The sequence below is a fragment of the Myceligenerans cantabricum genome, assembly GCF_054777735.1.
Genome location: NZ_BAAHAJ010000011.1, coordinates 296115 through 319628, shown reverse-complemented (window position 1 = coordinate 319628; position 23514 = coordinate 296115). Strand labels below are relative to the sequence as shown.

The 23514-nt window shown below is 73.6% G+C and carries 18 protein-coding genes; 11 read left to right on the top strand and 7 right to left on the bottom strand.

Going from position 1 to position 23514, the window contains the following annotated elements; all coding sequences use genetic code 11:
- Positions 1 to 68 precede the first annotated feature (68 nt).
- Complete coding sequence (locus ACYU96_RS16025; protein WP_460755597.1) at positions 69 to 2417, top strand: glycosyl hydrolase family 18 protein; 2349 nt, start codon at positions 69 to 71, stop codon at positions 2415 to 2417.
- A 110-nt stretch (positions 2418 to 2527) separates the two neighbouring features.
- Positions 2528 to 4369: a glycosyl hydrolase family 18 protein gene (locus ACYU96_RS16020; protein ID WP_460755595.1), complete on the top strand. Its 1842-nt coding sequence runs from the start codon at positions 2528 to 2530 to the stop codon at positions 4367 to 4369.
- A gap of 169 nt (positions 4370 to 4538) precedes the next feature.
- Here ACYU96_RS16020 and ACYU96_RS16015 read toward each other — a convergent pair whose 3' ends face one another.
- Positions 4539 to 5891, bottom strand: a complete 1353-nt coding sequence (locus tag ACYU96_RS16015) for an endo-1,4-beta-xylanase (RefSeq protein ID WP_460755592.1) — start codon at positions 5889 to 5891, stop codon at positions 4539 to 4541.
- Between the two features lie 189 nt (positions 5892 to 6080).
- On the opposite strand from ACYU96_RS16015, the gene ACYU96_RS16010 reads away from it, so the two are divergent.
- The 3 genes from ACYU96_RS16010 (at position 6081) to ACYU96_RS16000 (ending at position 8868) form a co-directional block, all read left to right on the top strand.
- On the top strand, positions 6081 to 6644 hold the full coding sequence (locus ACYU96_RS16010; RefSeq protein ID WP_460755589.1) for an RNA polymerase sigma factor: 564 nt from the start codon (positions 6081 to 6083) through the stop codon (positions 6642 to 6644).
- Positions 6645 to 6750: 106 nt separating this feature from the next.
- Positions 6751 to 8289, top strand: coding sequence for a hypothetical protein (locus ACYU96_RS16005; RefSeq protein ID WP_460755586.1), 1539 nt, complete (start codon positions 6751 to 6753; stop codon positions 8287 to 8289).
- A 135-nt stretch (positions 8290 to 8424) separates the two neighbouring features.
- Entirely contained in the window at positions 8425 to 8868 is a 444-nt protein-coding gene (locus ACYU96_RS16000; RefSeq protein WP_460755584.1) for an OsmC family peroxiredoxin, read from the top strand.
- Positions 8869 to 8992: 124 nt separating this feature from the next.
- On the opposite strand, the gene ACYU96_RS15995 is transcribed toward ACYU96_RS16000, so the two are convergent.
- The gene (locus ACYU96_RS15995; protein ID WP_460755581.1) at positions 8993 to 9616 is read right to left on the bottom strand and encodes a nitroreductase family protein; all 624 of its coding nucleotides are present in this window, start codon (positions 9614 to 9616) and stop codon (positions 8993 to 8995) included.
- 103 nt (positions 9617 to 9719) lie between these two features.
- Here ACYU96_RS15995 and ACYU96_RS15990 point away from each other — a divergent pair, with 103 nt between their 5' ends.
- A complete protein-coding gene (locus ACYU96_RS15990) occupies positions 9720 to 12806 on the top strand; it encodes an FAD-binding and (Fe-S)-binding domain-containing protein (RefSeq protein WP_460755579.1) in 3087 nt (1028 codons plus the stop codon).
- A gap of 52 nt (positions 12807 to 12858) precedes the next feature.
- Here the strand turns inward: ACYU96_RS15990 and ACYU96_RS15985 are convergent, their stop codons facing one another.
- Entirely contained in the window at positions 12859 to 13182 is a 324-nt protein-coding gene (locus tag ACYU96_RS15985) for a thiamine-binding protein (RefSeq protein WP_460755576.1), read from the bottom strand.
- A 92-nt stretch (positions 13183 to 13274) separates the two neighbouring features.
- On the opposite strand from ACYU96_RS15985, the gene cofD reads away from it, so the two are divergent.
- The 3 genes from cofD to ACYU96_RS15970 all read left to right on the top strand — a co-directional run bounded on the left by cofD (position 13275) and on the right by ACYU96_RS15970 (position 15474).
- A complete protein-coding gene (gene cofD / locus ACYU96_RS15980) occupies positions 13275 to 14246 on the top strand; it encodes a 2-phospho-L-lactate transferase (RefSeq protein WP_460755573.1) in 972 nt (323 codons plus the stop codon).
- On the top strand, positions 14243 to 15034 hold the full coding sequence (locus ACYU96_RS15975) for a 2-phospho-L-lactate guanylyltransferase (RefSeq protein ID WP_460755571.1): 792 nt from the start codon (positions 14243 to 14245) through the stop codon (positions 15032 to 15034). The genes cofD and ACYU96_RS15975 overlap by 4 nt, the downstream gene beginning before the upstream one ends.
- Before the next feature lie 182 nt (positions 15035 to 15216).
- On the top strand, positions 15217 to 15474 hold the full coding sequence (locus ACYU96_RS15970) for a glycosyltransferase (protein ID WP_460755568.1): 258 nt from the start codon (positions 15217 to 15219) through the stop codon (positions 15472 to 15474).
- Here ACYU96_RS15970 and ACYU96_RS15965 read toward each other — a convergent pair.
- Entirely contained in the window at positions 15437 to 16117 is a 681-nt protein-coding gene (locus tag ACYU96_RS15965) for a LysE family transporter (protein ID WP_460755566.1), read from the bottom strand. The two genes, ACYU96_RS15970 and ACYU96_RS15965, sit on opposite strands and share 38 nt — an antisense overlap.
- Before the next feature lie 248 nt (positions 16118 to 16365).
- On the opposite strand from ACYU96_RS15965, the gene ACYU96_RS15960 reads away from it, so the two are divergent.
- Positions 16366 to 18741 (top strand): restriction system modified-DNA reader domain-containing protein, encoded by a 2376-nt coding sequence (locus ACYU96_RS15960; RefSeq protein ID WP_460755563.1) that lies wholly within the window; start codon positions 16366 to 16368, stop codon positions 18739 to 18741.
- A gap of 126 nt (positions 18742 to 18867) precedes the next feature.
- On the opposite strand, the gene ACYU96_RS15955 is transcribed toward ACYU96_RS15960, so the two are convergent.
- From ACYU96_RS15955 to metX, 3 genes are all read right to left on the bottom strand, one after another.
- Complete coding sequence (locus ACYU96_RS15955; RefSeq protein WP_460755560.1) at positions 18868 to 19827, bottom strand: zinc-binding dehydrogenase; 960 nt, start codon at positions 19825 to 19827, stop codon at positions 18868 to 18870.
- A gap of 82 nt (positions 19828 to 19909) precedes the next feature.
- The gene (locus ACYU96_RS15950) at positions 19910 to 20362 is read right to left on the bottom strand and encodes a VOC family protein (RefSeq protein WP_460755558.1); all 453 of its coding nucleotides are present in this window, start codon (positions 20360 to 20362) and stop codon (positions 19910 to 19912) included.
- A 75-nt stretch (positions 20363 to 20437) separates the two neighbouring features.
- On the bottom strand, positions 20438 to 21688 hold the full coding sequence (gene metX, locus ACYU96_RS15945) for a homoserine O-acetyltransferase MetX (RefSeq protein ID WP_460755555.1): 1251 nt from the start codon (positions 21686 to 21688) through the stop codon (positions 20438 to 20440).
- A 321-nt stretch (positions 21689 to 22009) separates the two neighbouring features.
- Here metX and ACYU96_RS15940 point away from each other — a divergent pair, with 321 nt between their 5' ends.
- A complete protein-coding gene (locus tag ACYU96_RS15940) occupies positions 22010 to 23512 on the top strand; it encodes a C40 family peptidase (protein WP_460755552.1) in 1503 nt (500 codons plus the stop codon).
- Positions 23513 to 23514 lie beyond the last annotated feature (2 nt).

Sequence of the window (23514 nt, the reverse complement as noted above, 5' to 3'; positions counted from 1 at the left end):
TGGGGATCACGGATTCTTTAAATGGAACCTCTCCTTACTTTTGTGGAGGACGAGGAGAGGTAGGGGCAATGGAGACCGAACAGCCACGACGTCGGCGTCACGCCGGGCGGACCGTCGCGATCGCGGTGGCGCTGGCCGTGGCCGGCGGAGGCATGGCCGCCGCGGCCGCGGAGCCGCAGGCGACGGCCGTCGAGTGCAGCACCCCGTGGTCGTCGTCGGAGGTGTACGTCGGTGCCGACGTCGCCTCGCACGACGGGCACAACTGGCGCGCCAAGTGGTGGACCCAGGGCGAGACCCCCGGCGCTGCCGAGTGGGGCCCCTGGGAGGACCAGGGGGAGTGCGGCGGGGGCGGTGAGCCCACCCCTACCGACGAGCCGACCGGTGAGCCCACCGACGAGCCGACCGACCCGCCGTCGGGCGGGGGCCCGGACGAGGCCTGCCGTCCCGACGGCATGGCGCCCACGGCCGGGGTCGACACCCCGTACTGCGACGTCTACGACACGGACGGCCGCGAGATCCTGCCGAACGGTCTCGACCGCCGCGTCATCGGCTACTTCACGAGCTGGCGCACCGGCGTCGGCGACCAGCCCGCCTACCTGGCGAACGACATCCCGTGGGAGTCCCTGAGCCACATCAACTACGCGTTCGCGCACGTCGGCGAGGACTACCGGGTGTCGGTCAACGAGGACGTCGCCGGCAACCCCGCCACCGACATGACGTGGCCGGGCGTCGAGGGCGCCGAGATGGACCCCGACCTGCCGTACACCGGGCACTTCAACCTGCTGCACCGGTACAAGGAGCAGAACCCCGGCGTGAAGGTGATCCCGGCCGTCGGCGGCTGGGCAGAGACCGGCGGCTACCTCGACGGCGACGGCGAACGCGTCGCCTCGGGCGGCTTCTACACGATGACCGAGTCGCAGGACCGCATGGACACCTTCGCCGAGTCGGTGGTGGACCTCGTCCGCGAGTACGAGCTCGACGGGATCGACATCGACTACGAGTACCCGACGTCGAACAACGACGCCGGCAACCCGCTGGACTTCGACTTCTCGAACGCCCGGCGCGGTCAGCTCTTCGAGGGCTACGTCGCGCTCATGAAGACGCTCCGTGAGCACCTCGACGCCGCGGGCGCCGAGGACGGCGAGTACTACCTGCTCACCACGGCCACGCCGTCGTCCGGATGGCTCCTGCGCGGCATGGAGGCGTACCAGATCACCGAGTACGCCGACTACGTCAACATGATGACCTACGACCTGCACGGGGCCTGGAACAAGTACGTCGGCGGCAACGCCGCGCTGTTCGACGACGGCAAGGACCCCGAGCTCACGGCGGGCGGCGTCTACACCGCCTACGACGGCATCGGGTACCTCAACGGCGACTGGGCCGCGCACTACTTCCGCGGCGCCATGCAGGCGGGCCGGATCAACCTCGGCGTGCCCTACTACACGCGTGGGTTCCAGGACGTGACCGGCGGGACGAAGGGCATGGGCGGGACGGCGGTGCCGCCGTCGGGCTACACCTGCCCGCCCGGTACGAACAACGCGTGCGGGCACGGCGCGGACGGCATCGACAACCTCTGGTACGACACCGACCCGTCCGGCACGGCGGTTCCCGCCGGCGTGAACCCGATCTGGCACGTGAAGAACCTGGCCGACGGCGTCGTCGGGGACTACACCGACGCGTACGGCGTGCCGGGCACGGTCGAGGGCAGCTACGAGCACCTCACCGACGACGTCACCAAGAACGAGTGGTGGTGGAACGCCCAGACGCGCACGTTCCTGTCCGGCGACGCGGAGTGGGCCATCGGCGAGAAGGCCGACTACGTGGCCGACACCGGGCTCGGCGGCGTGATGATCTGGGAGCTCGCCGGCGACTACGGGTACGACGACGCCAAGGGGCAGTACGAGATGGGCTCGACCCTCACCGAGCTCTTGCACTCGAAGCTCTCCGACGTGCCGGCGTACGGCAGCACCAAGGCGAACGGGCCGATGCCCGCCGAGGCGCTCGACATCGACCTCGAGTACACGGCGTTCGCGCTCGGAGACAACAACTACCCGATCGCGCCGAAGGTGCTGTTCCACAACCGCTCCGACGCGGCCGTCCCGGCCGGAGCGACCGTCACCTTCCAGTACGCCACGACCGATACCGGCGCGATGACCGACTGGTCCGGCCTCGGCACGACGACGACGCCGGGACGCTCCGGCCCCAACGTCGGCGGGCTCGGCGCGGACTTCCACACGGCGACGTTCACCGTCCCGGCCGGGGGCATCCCCGCAGGCGGGACGATCACGAACAACCTCAAGTGGGCGCTGCCGGTGGCGCAGTTCTCCAACGTGGTCGTGACGATCGACGGCACCGACTACGCCACCACCTACGACCACCCGCGCGGCGCGACCGTCGTCACCGCGGGGCAGTGAGCGGCCGGGCCGCGGAGCCCGGCCGGCAAGGACCAGAACGAGCAGCAGGACCGACAACCGAAGAACCCGGCCGGCCCACGGCCGGGAACGAGGACGAAGGAGACTCCCTGATGGAGCTGCAGCAGAGCCGGGCGTCGTCGGACGCCCGACGACGGAAGCGGCGCACCGTCGCCGCGAGCCTGACGGCGCTCGCCGTCGCGGGAGCCGGGGCGCTCACCGCGTTGGCGACCACCGCGAACGCGGAGGAGGCGGCCGACACAGCAGCCGTGGACGGCTACCGCAACGTCGCCTACTTCACGCAATGGGGCGTGTACGGGCGTGACTACCAGGTCAAGGACATCGTCGACGCGGGGATCGCCGACGAGCTGACCCACATCAACTACGCGTTCGGCAACATTCACCACGAGACCCTCGAGTGCTTCGAGGCGAACAAGGCGCAGGGCGAGGGCCCGAACGGGTCCGACGGCGCCGGCGACGCCTGGGCCGACTACGGCATGGGCTACACCGCCGCGAACTCCGTGTCCGGTGAGGCCGACAGCTGGGACCAGCCGCTGGCCGGATCCTTCAACCAGCTCAAGCAGCTGAAGGCGCAGCACCCGGACCTCAAGGTGATGCTCTCGCTCGGCGGGTGGACCTGGTCGAAGAACTTCTCGCGGGCGGCCGCCACGCCGGAGTCCCGCGCGAACTTCGTGTCCTCCTGCATCGACCAGTACATCAAGGGCGACCTGCCCGTGATCGACGGTCGCGGTGGCGAGGGCGCGGCCGCGGGCGTGTTCGACGGGTTCGACATCGACTGGGAGTGGCCCGGCTCGCCGAACGGCAACGCGGGCAACCACGTCGACCCGGAGAACGACGCGGCGAACTTCAAGGCGCTGCTCGCCGAGTTCCGCAGCCAGCTCGACGCCTACGGCGCCCAGAGCGGCGAGGACTACGAGCTGTCGGCGTTCCTCCCGGCCAACCCGGAGGACGTCGCGGCGGGCGGCTGGAACGACCCGGAGATCTTCGACTCGCTCGACTTCGGCAACCTCCAGGGCTACGACCTGCACGGTGCCTGGGACCCCAGCCTCACCGGGCACCAGGGCAACCTGTACCACGACCCGGCCGACCCGCGTGAGGAGGCCCGGCAGTTCAGCATCGAGCAGTCCCTCGAGGAGTACACGGGCAACGGCGTGGACCCGGCACAGCTCACGCTCGGCCTGGCGATGTACGGCCGCGGCTGGACGGGTGCGGGCCAGTCCGAGGCGTGGGGCTCCGCCACCGGTGCGGCGCCCGGCACCTACGAGGCGGGCAACGAGGACTACGACATCCTGAAGAACCTCGGCACCGAGTACTTCGACGAGGAGGTCGGCGCGGCGTGGCGGTACGACGGCACCCAGTGGTGGAGCCTCGACACCCCGCAGTCCGTCACGCAGAAGGCCCGGTGGATCAAGGACCAGGGCCTCAGCGGTGCCATGTGGTGGGAGCTGTCGGGCGACGAGTCCGGTGACCTCCCCGCCGCGGTGGCGGCGGAGCTCGGCTCGGGCGGCCCGGGTCCGGACCCGACGGACGACCCGACCGACGACCCGACCGACCCGCCGACGGACGACCCGACCGACCCGCCGACGGAGGAGTGCGCGTCGGCAGCCTGGGGCGCGTCGACGGTGTACACGGGCGGCGACACCGCCTCGCACGAGGGCCACGAGTGGAAGGCCAAGTGGTGGACGCAGGGGGAGACCCCGGGTGCCGCCGACGTCTGGGCGGACCTGGGCGCGTGCGCCGGCGGTCCCGACCCGCAGCCGACGGACGACCCCGGCACCGGCGACTGCCCTGCGGCCTGGGACAGCACCGCGGCGTACACGGGCGGTACCGAGGTCGCGTACGGCGGTGACGTCTGGCGCGCCAAGTGGTGGACCCAGGGCGACACCCCGGGCACCGGCGAGTGGGGTCCCTGGGAGAACCTGGGAGCCTGCTGACGAGGTGACCGCGGGACCCGCGCCCGCGGTGCCCGCACCGGAAGGAACAGCAAACCGCCGAGGCAGTACGTCGCGTGACGTACTGCCTCGGCGGTCTTGTTCGTGGCGTCCGGGTGCCGGGGCAGCGTCCGGGAGGGACGGGATGCTGCCCCGGCGGTCCGTGCGCTCGTCAGCGGGACGAGCAGCTGGCCGTCGGCCTGGTGGTGTTGCCGTTGGAGTAGAGCGTGATGCCGAAGTTGTTGCCGTTGCCGTTCGGCGTGGCGGTCAGGGTGCCGCTGGTGCCGGCGATGCTGGCGTTCCAGGAGTTCTGGAGGCTCTGGCCGGAGCTGGTGTTGATGGTGACGACCCAGTTGTCGGTGCCGGACACCTGGAAGGTGGTGTTGAACCGGTCGCCCCAGGTCTCGGCGCCGGTGACGGTGACCGAGCAGGTGCCGTCGCCGTCGTCGCCACCGTCGTCGCCGCCGCCGTCGTCACCACCGCCGTCGTTGCCTTCGCCGCTGTTGAGCTGGTCGAGCACGTAGTTGTACGCGGCCTTCTTGTTGCCGTTGCCGTCGAACAGGAGCGGCGTGTCGCCGGAGCGCCACGAGTCCGTGTCCCGCACGCCCCACACGGAGATCCCGTTGCAGCGCGCCACGGCCATGCAGGCCTGGGTCACGCCGCGGTACTGCTCGGCCTGCGAGGTGCCCGAGCCGGCGATGTCGAGCTCGGTGATCTGCACGTCGACGCCGAGGTCGGCGAAGTTCTGCAGGGTCTCGTGGTAGTTGTTCGGCACCGGGTTGCCCGAGTTGAAGTGGGCCTGGAAACCGACGCAGTCGATCGGCACGCCGCGGTTCTTGAAGTCCGCGACCATGTTGTACACGCCCTGCGTCTTGGCGTGGTTCCAGTCGTCCGTGTTGTAGTCGTTGTAGCAGAGCTTGGCGTTCGGGTCGGCCTCCCGGGCGGCGCGGAACGCGGCCTCGATCCAGTCGTTGCCCGTGCGCTGCAGGTTCGAGTTGCGGCGGGCGCCGCTGTTGCCGTCGGCGAACGCCTCGTTCACCACGTCCCAGGAGTGGATCTTGCCGCGGTAGTGGGTGGCGACCTGGGTGACGTGGTTGAGCATCGCCTGGCGGAGCTGGGAGCCCTCCATGTTCTGCATCCAGCCCGGCTGCTGGGAGTGCCACGCGAGCGTGTGGCCGCGCACCTGCTTGCCGTTGTTGAGCGCCCAGTCGACGATCTGGTCGCCGGCCGAGAAGTTGAACTGCCCCTGGTTGGGCTCGGTGGCGTCCAGCTTCATCTCGTTCTCGGCCGTGATCATGTCGAACTCACGGTTCGCGATGGTCGTGTACTGCGAGTCGGAGAGCCTGGAGCCCGCGATGGCGGTGCCGTAGTAGCGGCCGGACTCGTCGGCCGCCGCGTGGAGCGTCGATCCGGCGGCCTGGGCGGAGGTGACCGCCAGGCCGGTGGTGAGCACCATGGCAGCGAGTGCGCCGAGCCCGGCTGCTCGCGTCAAGGTCCTGCGGCGCAGGGTGAGTGGTCGGGTCATCGTTGATCCTGTCCTTCCGTGGCGTGCCGTCGTTGGCAGTCGTTATGGAGAGGTTTGTCCGCTACCTAAGCACAGGTCGAAGATTCTGGCAAACGTTTTCGATAACGTTAAACGAGCAGGTTCGCCATCGCCGAGGGCCCGGCCGCGGCTCCCGTGCAAGGGGACGGACAGGTCAGACATAGTGAAGGCATGGGAGACACTCAAGAGCCGCCCCCGGACGGCGTACCCCGTCCGGGGCCGCCCCCGCACGACGACGCCTGGTTCGCCGCGCTCTTCGACGCGCACCACCGGGCGCTCTTCCGCTACTTCGTGCGGCGTCTGCCCGCCACGGGCGGTGCGCGCACCAGCGACGCGGAGGATCTCGCCGCCGAGGTCCTCGCGACCGCCTGGCGTCGCCGTGGTGACGTGCCCGACGGCGCCGAGCTGCCCTGGCTCTACCGCACCGCGGGATATGTCCTCGCGAACCACCGCCGCAAGATCCGCGCCCTGCCGGTCGCGATCGTCCCGGACGAGCCGGACGACGTCGACCCCGAGGCCCTGGCCGTCGACGACGACGTCGTGCGCACCGTTCTCGCCTCGCTCAGCCCCCGCGACCGGCGGATCCTCCTGCTCGTCGCCTGGGACGGGCTCGACGGCGCGGCGCTCGCCGAGGTCCTGGGCGTCTCCCGGGGCGGCGCCGACGCCGCGCTGTCCCGTGCCCGCTCCCGCCTCCGTGAGGCGTGGCTCACCCAGGAGCAAGCCCATGACGCGTGACGACACATACCCGGGTGAGGAAGAGAACGAGCCGGGGCGCACCACACCTGGATCCGGAACCGGAGCCCGACCCCTGGACAACGACGAGGAGCGCGGAGGGACTGCGATGAACGACGACGCTTTCGACCGCCTCCGTGCCGCCGACCCCGCGCACCATGCGCCCGAGCCGGCCGCCGGAGTGCTGCGGGCCAAGATCGACGCCCTGATCGGCACGGACGCGCCAGGCGCCACGGGTGCGCAGGGCGAGACGGCGGCGAGTGCGAGCGCGCCCGGCGGGCGCCCGTCGCCGGACACCACCGGGACGGGCGGCACCGGCACGACCGGGGCGGACGAGCTCGCCCGTCGGCGGTCGCGTCGGCGGGGGCCGCTCCTGGTGGCGGCGGCCGTGGCGGGGTTCATCGCCGTCGGCGGCGGTGGGTACGCGGCCGGGTCGAACGGGCTGGAGCTCACGCTCGGTGCGGGTGGGTCCGAGGCGGACTCCGCCGCGGCGCCGATCGAGCTCGGTACGCCGGGCGCGGGAACGGGCGGCACTACCATGGACGACTCCGCGGGCGAGCCCGAGCGCGCGCCGGGCGTCGCGCCCGAGACGCAGCAGGAGGTCGGGCCGGACACGGCGGTGGGCACTTTCATGTATCCCCCGGTGCCGTCGCGCACGGTGTTCCACCCGGGTGCCGGTCTGTCCGACGCGGAGACCGAGCACGAGGCCTACGCCCTCGACGCAGGCTCGGCGTACACGCGGGACATGGCGGAGCGGACGGCGCGGGCGCTCGGCGTGCGCGGAGACGCCCGGCAGGAGGGCGGCGCGTGGGTGGTCGGCCCGCAGGACGGGACCGGTGCCGGTGTGCGCCTCGCCGCCGACGGGCGTACCTCGGTGATGTTCACCGACCCCGGGTCGGACTCCTGGCGGTGCGGCATCGTCGAGCCCGCTCTGCCGCAGGAGCTGCCCGTGCCCCGGGAGGACGGGGCGGCCGGCAGCGGCTCGTCCGGCTCGACGTCGGGCAGCGACCCGGCGGTGGCGCCCGACAGCCAGGGCGGCGAGGCGCCGGACTGCCCGGAGGGCGACGCCGGAGCACCGTCGGCGGCGGAGGCCACCGACGAGCTGCGGCGCCTCATGGAGGCGCTGGACGTCGACGTGGACGCGTACGACCTGGAGGCCGACCCGAGCAGCCACGGCACCAGCGTCACCGCGCTCCACCGGCTCGACGGGCGCCGGACGGGGCTGCAGTGGTCGGCGACGGTGTCCGGCACCGGGTCCGACGCCGGCTTCGCCGCGCTGAACGGGTTCCTGGCCCCGGTCACGGAGCTCGGCACGTACCCGGTGGTCTCGGAGCGCGAGGCCGTGGACCGGCTCGGTGACGCGCGGTTCGGCGCCGCGCAGGGAGACGTGCGGACGATGCGGGACCTGTCGTCGTCGTCGTCGGACGGGACGACGGCGGGCGGACCGCCCGCGACGCTCGATCCCGGCGCCGCGATCGCCTGGCCGGTGCGCGACGTGACGATCACCGGTGCACGGCTGGGCCTGGCGCAGCACGCGCTGACGGACGGCGCGATCGTGCTGCTCCCGGCGTACGAGATGGTGGGTGACGGCGGCACCTGGTCGGTGGTCGCGGTCGGGGACGACCTGCTGGACTTCGCGGGACGCTGATCGCGGAGATAGGTTCGGACTGCTCGGGCGGAGACCTTGCGCCGGGAACTACCTGGTCGGTGGCACCGAGTCCATCGGCGGCCAGGTGGTTCCCGGCGGACCGCCCGTACCGATCACCGAGCAGAAGGAGCCCTCATGTCTGTCCGTACTGCCCGCACCGCCTGGAACGGCACCCTCCCGGAGGGGTCGGGCCAGGTGGAGCTCACGTCGTCGGGCGCCGCGACGTTCGACGTGTCCTGGCCGCGCCGTGCCGGGGTCGACGCCGAAGGCGTCACGAGCCCCGAGGAGCTCATCGCGGCCGCGCACTCCTCGTGCTTCTCGATGGCGTTCGCCGGCGAGCTCGGCAACGCCGGCGCCACGCCGGAGCAGATCGAGGTCGGTGCCGACGTCTCGTTCACGCCCGACCCGGCCGGCGGTTTCCGGATCTCGGCCATCGCGCTGACCGTGCGCGGGTACGCCACGGGCATCGACGAGGCCGGCTTCACGGCGGCCGCCGAGGCCGCCAAGACCGGCTGCCCGGTCTCGAAGGCTCTCGCCGGTGTGGACGAGATCACCCTGGACGTCACCTTCGAGTCCTGACCGTGCCCTTCCTGAGCCGCCGGGCTCAGCCGCCGCGGGCGCTCTCGCGCCGTCGCCACGGTCCGGCGGCCAGGGACCGGCCCGTCCTGGTCCCGTCGAGGTGGTGGACCGGGCGGGCAGGTGGCTACCCCGGCACGAAGCGGCCTCGGTGGACCACCTCCGACAAGGGCTTGCGGGTGCGGCGGGTGGGGGAGCCCGCCGCGCCGCCCTCCTGCGGGTGGCCGACGGCGATCGCGCCCGTGATCTCGTACTCCTCCGGGACGTCGAGCGCCGCACGCACGGCCGGGGACTCGCTCGGCGGGACGCCGAAGAAGCAGGCGCCGAGGTCCTCGTCGACGGCGGTCTGCAGGATGAGCAGCGACGCCATGCCGACGTCGACGTGCCAGAACGGGACCGGCCAGCGGGACTCGTCGAGGTCCTCCCACCCCTTGTCCTTCTCGGCGTACCGCCGCAGGTAGGCGGCCTTCGAGGCGAGCGCGAGGATGACCACGGGCGCGGTGCGCATCCCGGCCAGCCACGCCGACATGTCCCGGTCGGAGCGCTCGCCGCCGGACGGCGCCGCCGCCGCCCAGAACCGGTCCCGGTCCGCCGGCTCGTCGAGCACGACGAACGCCCACCCCTGACTGAACCCCGCGCTCGGCGCGCGCACGGCGTTGCGCACCATCCGGTCCACGGCCCCGGACGGGACGGGCTGATCGGTGAACCGGCGATGCATGCGCCGCCTGCGGACGACCTCCTGGAACTCCATGGGGACATCCTGCACGCGGGCGACCGCGTGCGAGACCGGCCTGCCGGAGCAACGGCGCACTCCTTGCAGCCAACTGCCTGTCCGGGGTGCGAGAATCACCGTCGTGCCCTCGCAGACCCGCCGCGCCCAGGCCCCCGCCGACGTCGACGCCACGAGTGCCGGCCGTATCGCCGAGGAGGAGGTGCGGCTCGCGGCGGAGGCCGAGGCGCAGGACGCCGCGGCGGTCGCCCGTGAGGCCGTCGCGGACGCGCTGCGCACCGCGGTGTCCGGTACGGTCGACCACTCCACGCGTCGTCGTGCCGAGTACTCCACGGACGCCTCGAACTACAGGGTGGTCCCGGAGATGGTGGCCTTCCCGGAGTCGGCGGACGACGTCGTCGCCGCGCTCACCCTGCTCCGCGAGCTCGAGGTGCCCGTCACCGCCCGGGGCGCCGGGACGTCGGTGGCCGGCAACTCGGTCGGCCCCGGCGTCGTGCTCGACCTCTCGCGGCACCTCGGCGACGTCCTCGACATCGACCCCGACGCCCGGACCGCGCGCGTGCAGCCCGGCACGGTCATGTCCACGCTGCAGGCCGCCGCGAAGCCGCACGGCCTGCGGTTCGGCCCCGACCCGAGCACGCAGAACCGCGCCACTCTCGGCGGCATGATCGGCAACAACGCGTGCGGCCCGCACGCCGTCGCGTACGGCCGGACCGCGGACAACGTCGTCGAGCTCGACGTGGTCGACGGCCGCGGGCGTCGCTTCGTCGCGGGGTCCGGCGACCCGGACTTCGCGGCCGTCCCCGGCCTCAAGGAGCTCGTCCGGGACAACCTCGCCCTCCTGCGCACGGAGTTCGGCCGCTTCGGCCGCCAGGTCAGCGGCTACTCGCTGGAGCACCTGCTCCCGGAGAACGGCTCCCACCTGGCCCGTGCCCTGGTCGGCACGGAGGGCACCCTCGTCACGGTCCTCGAGGCCACGCTCGACCTGGTGCCGGTCCCCGGCGCGCCGACCCTGGCCGTGCTCGGCTACCCCGACATGGCGACCGCCGCCGACGACGTCCCCGCCCTCCTCGGCTACCGCCCGCTCGCGATCGAAGGGCTGGACGCCCGGCTGGTCGACGTCGTCCGCCGGGCGAAGGGCGCGCAGGCCGTCCCCGACCTGCCCGAGGGCGCCGGCTGGCTGATGATCGAGGTCGGCGGCGAGACGCAGGCCGAGGCGCTCGGACGGGCGCAGGCGATCGCGGAGGCGTCGTCGGCCCTGGCGACGGCCGTGTTCCCGGCCGGTCCCGACGCGGCCCGCATGTGGCAGATCCGGGCCGACGGCGCGGGCCTGGCCGGCCGCACGCCCGCCGGCGAGCAGGCGTGGCCCGGCTGGGAGGACTCCGCCGTCCCGCCCGAGAAGCTCGGCGCCTACCTGCGCGACCTGCAGGCCCTGATGGACCGCTACGGCGTGGACGGCCTGCCGTACGGGCACTTCGGCGACGGTTGCGTCCACCTGCGGATCGACGTCCCGCTGGAGGTGTCGGGCTCGATCCTGCGCACGTTCCTGTCCGACGCCGCCGAGCTGGTCGCCAAGTACGGCGGCTCGCTGTCCGGAGAGCACGGCGACGGCCGCGCCCGCTCCGAGCTCCTGCCGGTGATCTACTCGCCCGAGGCGATCCGGCTCATGGAGGAGTTCAAGGCGCTGTTCGACCCGGAGGACCTGATGAACCCCGGGGTCGTCGTGCGGCCCCGCGCGATCGACCAGGACCTGCGCCGTCCCGCCGCCCGGCCGACGCCGTCACGCACGCCGATCACCGGCATCATCGCCACGCTGACCGGCGGCCCGGCGGCCCGCACCGGGTACACGGGCTTCGGGTTCGCGCACGACCACCACGACCTCACCTCCGCGGTGCACCGCTGCGTGGGCGTCGGCAAGTGCCGCGTCGTCCCGGAGCCCGGCGGTTCCGCCGGATCGTTCATGTGTCCCAGCTACCAGGCGACGCGCGACGAGAAGGACGTCACCCGTGGCCGCGCACGGGTGCTGCAGGAGGCCGTCAACGGGAACCTCGTGGGCGGGCTCGCGGCGCCCGAGGTGCACGAGTCCCTCGACCTGTGCCTGAGCTGCAAGGCGTGCTCGTCCGACTGCCCGGCAGGCGTGGACATGGCGCAGTACAAGTCCGAGGTGCTGCACCGCACCTACCAGGGCCGGCTCCGGCCGATCGACCACTACGCGCTCGGCTGGCTGCCGCGCTGGGCGCGGCTCGTGGGACCGTTCGCGCGCCTGGTCAACACGGTCCTGAAGCCGCGGTGGGTGCAGAAGCTGGTGCTGCGCGCCGGCGGGATGGACCCACGGCGCAAGGTGCCGGAGTTCGCCGAGGTGCCGTTCCGCGAGTGGTGGCGGCGCGGGGGCGCGACCGCCGGCGTACCCGGCCTGCGGGTGGGCGGCACGCCCGGTCACGAGGCCGAGACCGCGGCACGGCTCGCCGCCAAGCCCAAGGTGGTGCTCTGGGCGGACTCGTTCAGCGACTCGATGGCGCCGTCGGTACCGCAGGCCGCGATCGAGGTGCTCACCGCGATGGGCTACGACGTCGTGATCCCCGACGACGGCGCCTGCTGCGGGCTCACCTGGATCTCGACCGGTCAGCTCGACGGGGCGCGGCGGCGGCTGGAGAACCTGCTGCGCGTGCTCGGGCCGTACGCGGTGAACGGGATCCCGATCCTCGGGCTGGAGCCCTCGTGCACGGCGGTGCTGCGCTCGGACCTGGTGGACCTCTTCCCCGACGACCCGCGGGCGCTGGCCGTGTCGCGGGCTGCGGTGACCATGGCGGAGCTGCTCACCGGTGAGGGTGCGAAGGAGAGCATCCCGCTCCCGGCGCCGAGCCCGGACTGGGAGATGCCGTCGCTGGACGGGGTGACCGCCGTCGTGCAGCCGCACTGCCACCAGTACTCGGTGATGGGCTTCGCGGCGGACCGGGCGGTCCTGCGGTCGGCGGGCGCGGAGATCAACGAGCTCGCGGGCTGCTGCGGGCTCGCCGGGAACTTCGGCATGCAGCAGGGGCACTACGACGTGTCGGTCGCGGTGGCCGAGAACGCGCTGCTCCCCGCGCTGCGGGAGGCCGGTCCGGGCGACATCTACCTGGCCGACGGCTTCTCCTGCCGCACCCAGGCGGACCACCTCGCGGACGTCCAGGGCAAGGCCCTGGTGGAACTGATCGCGGAGCGGCTGTAGGGGCGTGCCGGTCCGGTCCCGCGGCCGGCCCGCCGCGGGGGGCTCCGGCGGGTCAGCCGTGCCCGGGCGACTCGTCGTCGGCCGTCAGCTTCTCCTCGACCCGGGCGACCTTGCTGTCGATCTGGCCCGGTACCGCGCCGGGCCGGATGTCGGCCTTGACGACCAGCGAGGTGCGGTGGCCACCGGCGGCGACGGCATCGGTCGCGGCCTTGATGACGGGCATCACCTCGTCCCACTCGCCCTCGATCTCGGTGAACATCGAGGTGGTGCGGTTCGGCAGGCCGGACTCCCGCACGATGCGGACCGCTTCGGCCACGGCGGTGGAGACGGACTCGCCCCCGGTCATCGGAGCGACGGAGAACGCGAAGAGTGTCATTTCCCCATCGTGGCACGCCGGGCTTCGCTCCGGTCCGCGGGCAGCCGGTCCTGTTGTGAACGGGCGGGTGCCGCGGCGCATAGGCTCAGGGTGTGGAACGAGTGACTCTCCTGGCCGGCGGTGTCGGTGGTGCCCGCCTCGCGCACGGTCTCGACCTGGCGCTGCGACCGTCGCCGGACGGGCCGGCGGCGGTCTCCGGCTCCGTGGACCCGCATCCTCCGCATCCCCTGACCGTCGTCGTGAACGTCGGCGACGACACCGAGCTGCACGGCCTGTGGATCTCGCCTGACCTCGACACCGTGCTGTACACGCTCGCCGGCCTGAACGACGAGGAGCGCGGCTGGGGGCTGCGCGGGGAGTCGTACGCGACGCTCGAGCAGCTCGCCCGGCTCGGCGAGGACACCTGGTTCACCCTGGGCGACAAGGATCTCGCGACGCACGTCGTCCGGACGGCGCGCATGCGTGGCGGAGCGTCGCTGTCGGAGGTGACGGCGCAGCTCGCGGAGTCGTTCGGGGTGCGTCCGCGGATCCTCCCCGCGACGGACCAGCCGCTGGCCACGCTGGTCGACACCCCGTCCGGGCGGCTCGGCTTCCAGGAGTACTTCGTGGGGCACCGGCACGCCGACGAGGTGCTCGGGCTGCACTTCGAGGGCGCGGAGGCGGCGCGGCCCGCACCGGGCGTGATCGACGCGCTGCGCGAGGCCGAGCTGGTGCTGCTCGCGCCGTCGAACCCGTTCCTGTCGATCGACCCGCTGCTCGCGGTGCCCGGTGTGCGCGAGGCCCTGACCGGGACAGCCGCGCGCCGCATCGCCGTCAGCCCCATCGTGGGCGGTGCCGCGATCAAGGGGCCGGCCGCGCAGATCCTGGAGTCGCTGGGGCACGAGGTCTCGGCGCTGGGTGTCGCGCGGCTCTACGTGGGCCTGGCCGACGTCCTGTGCATCGACGAGCGCGACGCGCACCTCGCCGGACCGATCGCCGACCTCGGCCTCGAGGTCCAGGTCACCGACACCGTCATGGGCGGCGCCGAGGGGCGCGAGCGCCTCGCCCGGGAGCTGCTGGGGTGAGCGGGCCGACCGCCGTGGTCCCGCTGCGCGACGGCGTCTCCGGGAAGTCGCGGCTCGCGTCGGTGCTGGACGACGACGGCCGCCGCGCCCTCGTCACCGTGCTGGCCCAGCACGTGGTCGGCACTTTGCTGGCGACACCGGCGGTGGAGCAGGTCGTGGTGGTCACGGCGGACGTCGGGTTCGCGCGCTCCGCGCTCGGCGAGCTGTCCGACGTCGGTGACCTCGTGCTCCTGTCCCAGCCGGTCGACCGGCCCGGGCTGAACGCCGCGCTGGACGTGGCCCGGGAGTCCCTCGGGGCCGGCGCGGCGGATACCGGACCCGGCGGCGACACGCGCCGTTCCCTGCTGGTCGCCCACGCGGACCTTCCCGCGCTCACCCCGGCAGATGTCGCGGACCTGGCCGCGCGGTCGGCCGCCGGCCCGAGCGGTCGCCACTCCGACCACGCGCGCGGGCCCCACCCCGCGCGCACGACCGTAGGACGTCCGGCCGACCGCGCGGCCGTGGGCCGGGCCGGCACCGCCGACGTCGTGGTCGCGACCGACCGGGTGGGCCGTGGGACGAACCTGCTGCTCCTGGACGCAGGAGTGGCAGGCCGGGGGTTCCGCTTCCGGTTCGGGCCGGACAGCCGTGCCGCCCACGAGGCGGAGGCGGCCCGCCTGGGACTGCAGGTCGTGACGACAAGCCGCCCTGGCACCGCCGTCGACCTGGACACGGTCGACGACTGGCGCGAGCTCCCGGCCGACGTCCGCGCCGCCGTCGGCCGCTACGCCCGCTTCCCGTCCGCCTGAGCCCCGGACGGCTTCGCCGACCTCGTCCCCGGCGCCGGCGTGCCCGCCGGCGACGCGCCACCCACCGGCCGCCGTCCCGGCACGATCACGCACCACCCCGCCGGCTCCGAGATGCTCGCCGTCGTCCAGGACCCCATGCCGGAGCTCAGCGGCCCCGGGACGCGAACATCCTGTACGGCGGCATGATCAACGACTTCCGCCGTCCGGGCGCCGCGCCGTCGCGCGACGTGCTCTTCATCGAGGGCGCCCCGCACGACCGGCTGTTCCCGCGGATGTCCGCGGTGGTGCACCACGGCGGGTCCGGGTCGACCGGCGCCGGGCTGCGTGCCGGGAGGCCCAGCCTGAGTGTCCTGGAGCAGATCGCCGGTCGACCGTCGTCCGAGCCGCTCCCGGCGGGGATCATCACCCCAGCAGCGCCACCACCGCGAGCACCACCATGAGGGCCGACGACGCCAGCGCCGTGACCAGCGTGCCCCGCGGCCCCGACAGCGTCCGGCCCAGCAGCGTGCCGCCGAGGGCGAGCAGCAGCTGCCAGGACGCGGAGGCCACGAAGGCCGCGGCCCCGAACGTCACCGCCACCCGGAGCCCGGACGGCTCGAGCGCGAGGCCCGCGCCCGCACCGTCGTCGGGCAGCAGCGCGCCTCCGGCGACGACCACGGCGAAGAACAGGAGCGTCGCCGGGTTGACGGCGGTGATCGCGACGAACCGGGCGAAGGACCGTGCCGGGGTGAGCACGGGCGTGCGTGGCGGTCTGCGGGGGTGCGCCGAGCCGGCAGGGTCTTCCTGCTGCTGCGTCGCCGACAGCGCCGTGCGGGCGCCGTGCAGGGCCAGTGCGACCAGGATCAGGGCCGAGGCGATCCGGAGCGGGGTCTCGACGGGCACGACCAGGCTCGTGACCGCGGTGCCGAACAGTGCGGCGAGCAGGGCATAGCCGCCGTCGACGGTCGCGATGCCCAGGGCCCCGGCGGCGCCCACGCGCCACGAGGTGCGCGCGGCGAGGCCCACGAGATACGTCGCGACCGCACCCACCGGGAGGGCGACGGCGAACCCCGCCACCACACCGGCGGCCAGCGCAGGCCACATCAGGCCGCGGTCTGGTCGCGCCTCCCCGGCCGGCCCTGCTGGTTCACGACCGGCGAGAGCGGTCGCGGAACCACGGGCATAGCATCGAGGAGCGTGAACATGGGGCAAAAGATACGCACGGAGTAGACGGGTGACAAGAGTCACGGGACCTTCACCGAGACGTGTTTCAGGTCACCACAGCTCGCGCCGTAAGATTTTGCGGACCATGGTCACCGGGGCCATGGCCGAGGATCCGGGAGAACATCGTTATGCCACTGTTCGAGGTCGACGCCACGCGGCCCTTCCTCGTGCAGGGCTCGGGTGGCGGACCGGGCAGTGAACCGGGCGTGCACACCTCGGCGCACCGGGTGGTGGAGTCGCACATCGACGGCCTTCTCGGGGAGCAGGTCTTCCCGGTCGCGCAGGGCACCGGGCCCGACGAACCGCACCTGCTGGCGCTCGACGCCTCCGGGCTGCCCGTCGTGGTGGAGCTGGTCGGGGACCTCGACAAGTCGACGCTGACGCTGGCCCTCGACCACGCCGGTGCCGCCGGGCGCCTGACGCGGGGCGAGCTCGCGTCGCGGTATCACGGCGGCCAGCACAACTTCGCGCACGACGTCGCCGACTTCTACGACACCGTCCCCATCACGCAGTCGAGCAGCTCCAAGAGCGGCGGCGGCGCGCGCCTCATCATCATCTGCCAGAACGCGCCCCAGGAGATCCTCAACGCCGTCGACTTCCTGCGCCAGCCCACCATGCCGGTGGAGGTCCTGAAGATGGACGTCGTGAAGTCCGACGACGGACGCCGTTTCCTCGACGTGTCCCCGCTGGTCATCCATCTGCCCCCGGGGCTGCCCTCGCCGCGGCAGGTGAATCGTGGCGGGTCGATCTCCCGGGGAGGCGAGCCGGAGCACGTGACGCCCGAGAACGTCGCGTCCGCGCCGATGTTCACCTCCCAGAGTGCCGACTCCAACTCCTTCGCGGAGGGCGTCAAGGTCGGGTACGCGCTGACGGGAAAGATGCCGGTCGTCGCCCACGAGTCGCGGGCGGGCGGCGCGCGGAACCCCGCGCCTGCCTCCGCGGACCGGCCCCCGCGCGCGGAGCCGCAGCCCGCGGACGGCCGGGCCGGGAACGCCGCCAGGGGCCTGCGCAGATCGCTGTCCCGGGGCGGTGAACAGCCGCCGGCCACGGAGGCAGCGACGGGCTCGGGCAGCGACCGCGCCCTGCCGCAGAGCCGGTCCGCCCGTCGCGCGATCGCGGAGCGTGAGGCCTCCACGCAGGCGAGCGGGCCGACGCCGGCGCCGCTCTCCACGGAGCGCCCCGGCCCCTCCGCGGAGCGCCCAGGACAGGCGGGTGGCCGGTCAGCGGCGGCCCCGATGCCCGGCCGGTCGGCCACGCCGTCAGGCGAGGCGACCGCGCCGCACCCGTCGCCGGAGCCGTCGCACCCGTCGTCGGACACGGTGCCCCGGGTCCAGAAGCCGGCGCAGACGCCCGTCAGGCGGCGCTCGCGGACGGACCGGTTCGCCTCGGCGCCCGACGGTCAGCCCGGCGCGCCGCAGACTCCGGCGGCCGGGGACCCGCCGCCGGCCTTCGCGGACCACACGCCGACGAGCGTGCGCGGGTCGTTCACCGATCATGCCCCGGTGCCGCTGCCGCCCGAGAGGTCCGCCGGCGTCGCACCTGGGCCCGGCCCGGCGCCCGCGGAGGAGCTCTGGCAGCCACCGACGGCGCGGCAGGACTCCGGGTTCGCGGCATACGCGGCTCCGGAGGAGCCGTCCGTGCTGTCGGCCCCGTCCGAACCGTCGGTGTTCCGGGGTGCCGCGGATCCGTCCGCGTTCTCTGCCCCGTCCGAACGTGCCGGGTTCCCGGACACGTCCGCCCCTTCCACGTTCCCCGGCAGAGCGGACTCCGCACCCTCGGCATACCCCGGGGGGTCGGGCCCCACTCCGTTTCCGGAGCCGGCGGACCCACCCGCCCAGGAGTCGATGTTCTCAGCGATGTCGCTCCACGAGGGGCACCCGAGCGGGTCGTTCGGCCCGGTCGAGTCGGTCCCGTTCGAGCCTCCCGTCATCGACAGCCAGGCCTGGCCCGAGAACGAGGCCTGGGGCGACGGCCAGGGCGCCGGGTACACGCAGGACCCGGCTTATGCCGGGTACACGCAGGACCCGGCGTACGCCGTCGCCCAGCAACCGGACGCCGTGTACGACTGGTCCGCGGACCCGAGCTTCGGCGCGCCGCAGCCGGGCGGGCCCGCGCAGGCGGACTACGGGATGCCCGGTGCGCAGCCCGCGTTCCCGGGGCAGGCGCCCGAGGCACAGGTCCCGCCCGTCCCGACGGACGAGTCCATCCGGTCGAACACCCCAGGGCTGTTCGACGAGGAGGAGGACCCGGACCTGGAGGCGCTGGCCCGCAGCTTCGGCGCGCCCACCCGGATCGTCTGGTCCCGTCCCCGCCGCAACCAGCACTACGAAGGCGTCCTGCACCCGAACGGCGTGATCGAGCTCGCCGACGGCGGCCAGTACCGCCACCCGGACACGGCGGCGACGGCGGCGTCCGGCTCCTACACGGCGGACGGCTGGACCGTCTGGCGGGTGGGCGAGCAGGGCCCGAGCCTCACGGAGGCGTTCCAGCAACGCTTCGTCTGACCGCCCCGGCCCGGGGCGGCCCGCCGCACTGCTGGGTGCACGACCGACGAGTGCACGGTGCGGGTCGGCCTGCGCCCGGCTCGTCCCGCCCGTCCCGTGCCCCCGCGGGGGCACGGGGTCATGGCCTCACGGGGTGAGGACGAGCTTGCCGAACTGGGTACCCTCGACCAGCCTGGACAAGGCGTCGGCCGCGTGCGTGAGGGAGTGGACGCCGTCGATGAGCGGGCGGACGTCCGCGTGGGTCACGAAGTTCGCCAGGGCGGCCAGGTCGTCACGCGGTCCCATCGTGACGCCCTGCACGCGGATCTCCTGGAAGAAGATGCGGGTCAGCTCCGCGGGCTCTGCGTCGCCCGACGTCGCCCCGCACACCACGATCGTGCCGCCGGGCCGGACAGAGCGCACCGAGTGCTGCCACGTCGCCTGCCCGACGGACTCCAGCACGACGTCGACCCGCTTCGGCAGGCGCTCGCCCGGAGCCAGCGCCGCCGCAGCACCGAGGGGCAGCGCTCGTTGGCGCTTCTCCTCGGAGCGGGAGGTCACGAACACCTCGAGGCCGGCCGCCGCGCCGAGCAGCACGGCGGCGGTGGACACGCCGCCGCCGGCGCCCTGGACCAGGACGCTGTCGCCCGGGGCGAGGCCGCCCGCGGTGAACAGCATGGTGTAGGCGGTCAGCCAGGACGTCGGGAGGCACGCGGCCTCCTCGAAGGACAGCTCCGCCGGCTTGGGGACCAGGTTCGCCGTCGGGACGGCGACCCGCTCCGCGAGCGTGCCCGGGTGGTGCTCGCTGAGCAGCGTGCGCCGTTCCCGCGGCCCGACGCCGTGCCCGTCCGCCCCGATCACGCCGTGCACGATCACCTCGGTACCGTCGGGCGCGACGCCCGCCGCGTCCGTGCCGAGGATCATCGGGAGCTGTTCCGCACGCAGCCCGACACCGCGCAGCGACCAGACATCATGGTGGTTGACGCTCGCCGCACGCACATCGACGGTGGTCCAGTGCTCCCGCTGCGCGGGCTCCGGTGCGTCCCCCACCTCCAGCCCGGTGAGCGGCGCATCGGACGAGAAGGACTTCGCGAACGCGGCAAGCATGCGGCCAACCTATCTGTCGTCCCGGTACGCCGGAGCGGTTGCGTCGCGCGAGTCGCTGCTCCAGTGGCCAGGGCGAGCCCTGTCAGCCCTGCTGGGCTGCCGCGGCCTCGCTCTCGGGGGTGCCGCAGTCGAACATCCAGGACACGCCGAACTTGTCCTTGAGCTGGCCGTAGAAGTCGCCCCACGGCGCCTTCTCGAACGGCAGGACGTCGCTGGCGCCCTCGGAGAGCTGCGCGTGCGCGGCGGCGATGTAGTCGTGGTCGGTGGAGTAGCCGGTGAGGGCGACCTGGACACCGGCGCTCGGCGCCTCGTAAGGCATCATGCCCTCCGGCGAGTCCGCGGCCATGATCGTGAGGCCCTGGTCGGTGGCCAGCGAGCCGTGCATCACGAGGTCCTCGGCACCGTCGGGAAGGTCCGGCAGGGGCATGTCGCCGAAGGGTGTGATCTCGACGTCGCCCCCGAGCGCGGACCGGTAGAACTCGAGGGCTTCGCGGGCCTGGGTCGTGAAGCTGAGGTAGGGATTGAGCCTGGCCATGATCGTCTCCTCGTCGTAAGTGCGGTGACGATCACAATCTAGGCCGGGACACCGACATCGGCCCGGCGTCCGGACTCACCCCGCGAGGAACTCCGCGACGATCGGGGCGAGCTGGTCACCCTCCACGAGAAACCCGTCGTGGCCGTAGTCGCTGGTGATGATCCGGAGCGGGTCGGCGTTCGGGATGCCGCGGACCAGGCGGGCGGACTGCCCGGGCGGGAAGAGCCGGTCGGAGTCGACGGCGACGACGAGCGTCCGCGCGGTGATCCCCGACAGGGCGAGCTCCACGCCGCCCCGGTCCCGGCCCAGGTCGTGGGAGTTCATCGACCCCGTCAGCACCAGGTACGAGTTCGCGTCGAAGCGCCGCGCGAGCTTGTCCCCGTGGTGGTCCAGGTAGGACTGGACGGCGAACCGGCCGCCGTCGAACGGGTCCTCACCGCCCTGCGGGAGGCGGCCGAAGCGCGTGTCGAGCTCGGACGAGGTCCGGTAGGTGGCGTGCGCGATCTGCCGCGCGATGGCCAGTCCGCGGTGCGGCCCGGTGTCGTCCGGCGCGTCGTAGTAGTCGCCCTCGCGGAAGCCCGCGTCCGCGCGGATCGCTGCGAGCTGCGGGTGAGACCAGGCGATCTGGTCCCCGCCCACCTGCGCCGTCGTCGCGACGGCGGCGACGTTCCGCACGTCGATCCCGGCCTCCGGGCCCTGCACCGCCCACTCGAGGGCGCGCAGGCCGCCCATCGATCCGCCGGCCACGAGCTGCCAGCCGTCGATCCCGAGCTCGCGGGCCAACGCGATCTCGACCGCGACCTGGTCGCGGGTGGTGACGAAGGGGAAGCGGCCGCCCCAGGGCTGCCCGTCGGGCGCCGTCGACGCCGGGCCGGTGGTTCCCTGGCACCCGCCGAGCGCGTTCGGCGCGACGACGAAGTACCGGTCGGTGTCGATGGGCAGGCCGGGACCGACGAGGTCCTGCCACCAGCCGGCGGTGGCGTGCCCGGGGCCGGCGTCGCCCGTCACGTGGCTGTCGCCGGTGAGCGCGTGCAGCACGAGCACCGCGTTGGAGCAGTCCGGCGCCAGCTCGCCCCACGTCTCGTAGGAGACGCGCACGGCGGGCAGCCGCCCGCCGGCCTCCAGGTCGAAGGCGCCGAGGTCGGCGAACTGCCGCCGGCCGGGCTGGTCGCCCTCGCGCCAGGCGCCGCTCGCCGGGACCGGCATCTGGCCGGGCGGGCGCGGCGGGGCCACCGGGGCGCTCAGCCCGGTCGCGTGCGGCGGGAACGGCACGTCGATCTCAGGGCCGGGTACGGCGGGGAGGAAGTGGTGTGCCTCGATCGACATGGACTCTCCTGCGGCTCTCGTGCGGGGGCGGGATGCGTGCGCACACGCCCGCAAGCGTCCGGGGTGCGCTGGTGTCAGCTGCACATTCGACGAGTCATGCCGCGCACGGTACCGCGTCCCCGACCGCCGAAGAAAGGCGTAACCGCATGGTGAGACCAGGATTCGAGACGCGGGAACCTGGCGGTTCGGCGTGCGGGATCGGAGAAGTCGGGTGAACCTGATCGTTGAGTCGGGCGTGTGCAAGACGACACGCCGTCGTGCACAAGATGTGCGCAGTGGTCGGGCGCCGCGTCCTGTGTGACCGAGCCAGGGGGGGGAAGCATGGCCGCGGATCAGACGATGGGGACCCTCGGTGGCGTCCGGGGAGTCATGGCGTGGTGGGTCCGTACGAGCGAGGGCCGGGGCCGGGTCGGGCACCTGGGGTGGCGCGTCCTCGCGGTGCTCGTGCTCGTGCTCGCGATGGTTCTGCCGTGGGGCCCGGTCGCGTCGGGCGACGAGACCGACCTGCCCGACGGCCCGACTGCGCAGGAGGCGTCCGAGGCGCGCGAGGCGGTCCGGGCCGGCGAGCTCGACGTCGCCGAGGCCGAGGCCGCGTTGGCCGGCCTCCGCGAGGAGCTCGCTTCGGCGCAGGTCCGGGTACAGATGGCGGCGGCAGACCACGAGGACGCGGTGCTGGCGCTCGACGTCGCCGAGGCGGAGGTCCGCGCCGCGCGACAGGCAGCGCGGCGTGCGGGCGACGCCGAGGCCGGCGCCCGTGCGGGGCTCGCCGAGGTCTACCGGGCGACCCAGCGCGGGGGAGGTGCCGACGGCGCACTGGGCCCGCTGGAGGTCGTGCTCGACGCCGAGAACGTGGACGACCTGATCGGTCGGGACGCTGCCGAGCGGGCCGTGCGCCGCAAGCTCGCCACCGCGCTGGCGGGGTACTCGGACGCCCGGGCGGCGTCGGAGTCCGCGGACGCCCGGTGGTCGGCGGCGCGCGAGCAGCGCGCCGAGGCGCAGGCGGCGGCCGAGGCGGCGTTCGAGGCGGCGCAGGCGGCCGCGGCGGACCTCGTGGAACGGACCGAGGCGGCCGAGCGCGACCGGACGGTGCTGATCGAGCGGCTCGCGGACCTGCGCGACTCGAGCGTCCGTATCGAGCGGGAGCGCGACGCGGCGCGGGCCGCCGCCGAGCAGGCGGAGAAGGAGGCCGAGGCGCGGGCGGCGCTCGACGCGGCGCGGGCCGAGGCGGAGGAAGAGGGAGCGGACGACGGTGCCTCGGGTGACGGCGAGCCCTCCGGCGACGGCGAGTCCTCCGGCGGCAGTGACTCCTCAGACAGTGACTCCTCCGGCGGCGACTCCGCCGCCCAGGCCCCCGCCGAACCGGCGCCCGGCCCAGCCCCGGGGCCCGCACCCGCGCCGGAACCTCCGCCGAACCCCGGCCCCGCGCCGGAGCCTCCCGCCCCCGGGGCAGGCTCGGCCGAGCAGGGCCAGGTGGCGGTCGGCTGGGCGCGCACCAAGATCGGCGCGCCGTACGAGCTGGGGGCGGAGGGGCCGACCGCCTACGACTGCTCCGGCCTGACGTCCGAGGCGTGGCTGTACGCCGGTGAGTGGATCACGCGCACGTCGCGGTCCCAGTACGTCGCCGTCGGCAAGATCGACTACGCCGAGCTGCGGCCGGGCGACCTGATCTTCTACGGCTCGGACCCGTCCGACCCGCAGAGCATCTACCACGTGGCGATGTACACGGGCGACGGCCGCATGATCGAGGCCGTGATGCCGGGGGTCGCCCTCCGGGAGACGGACCTGCGTCTCGCGGGAGCGATGCCCTCCGCAGGCCGGCCGTGACC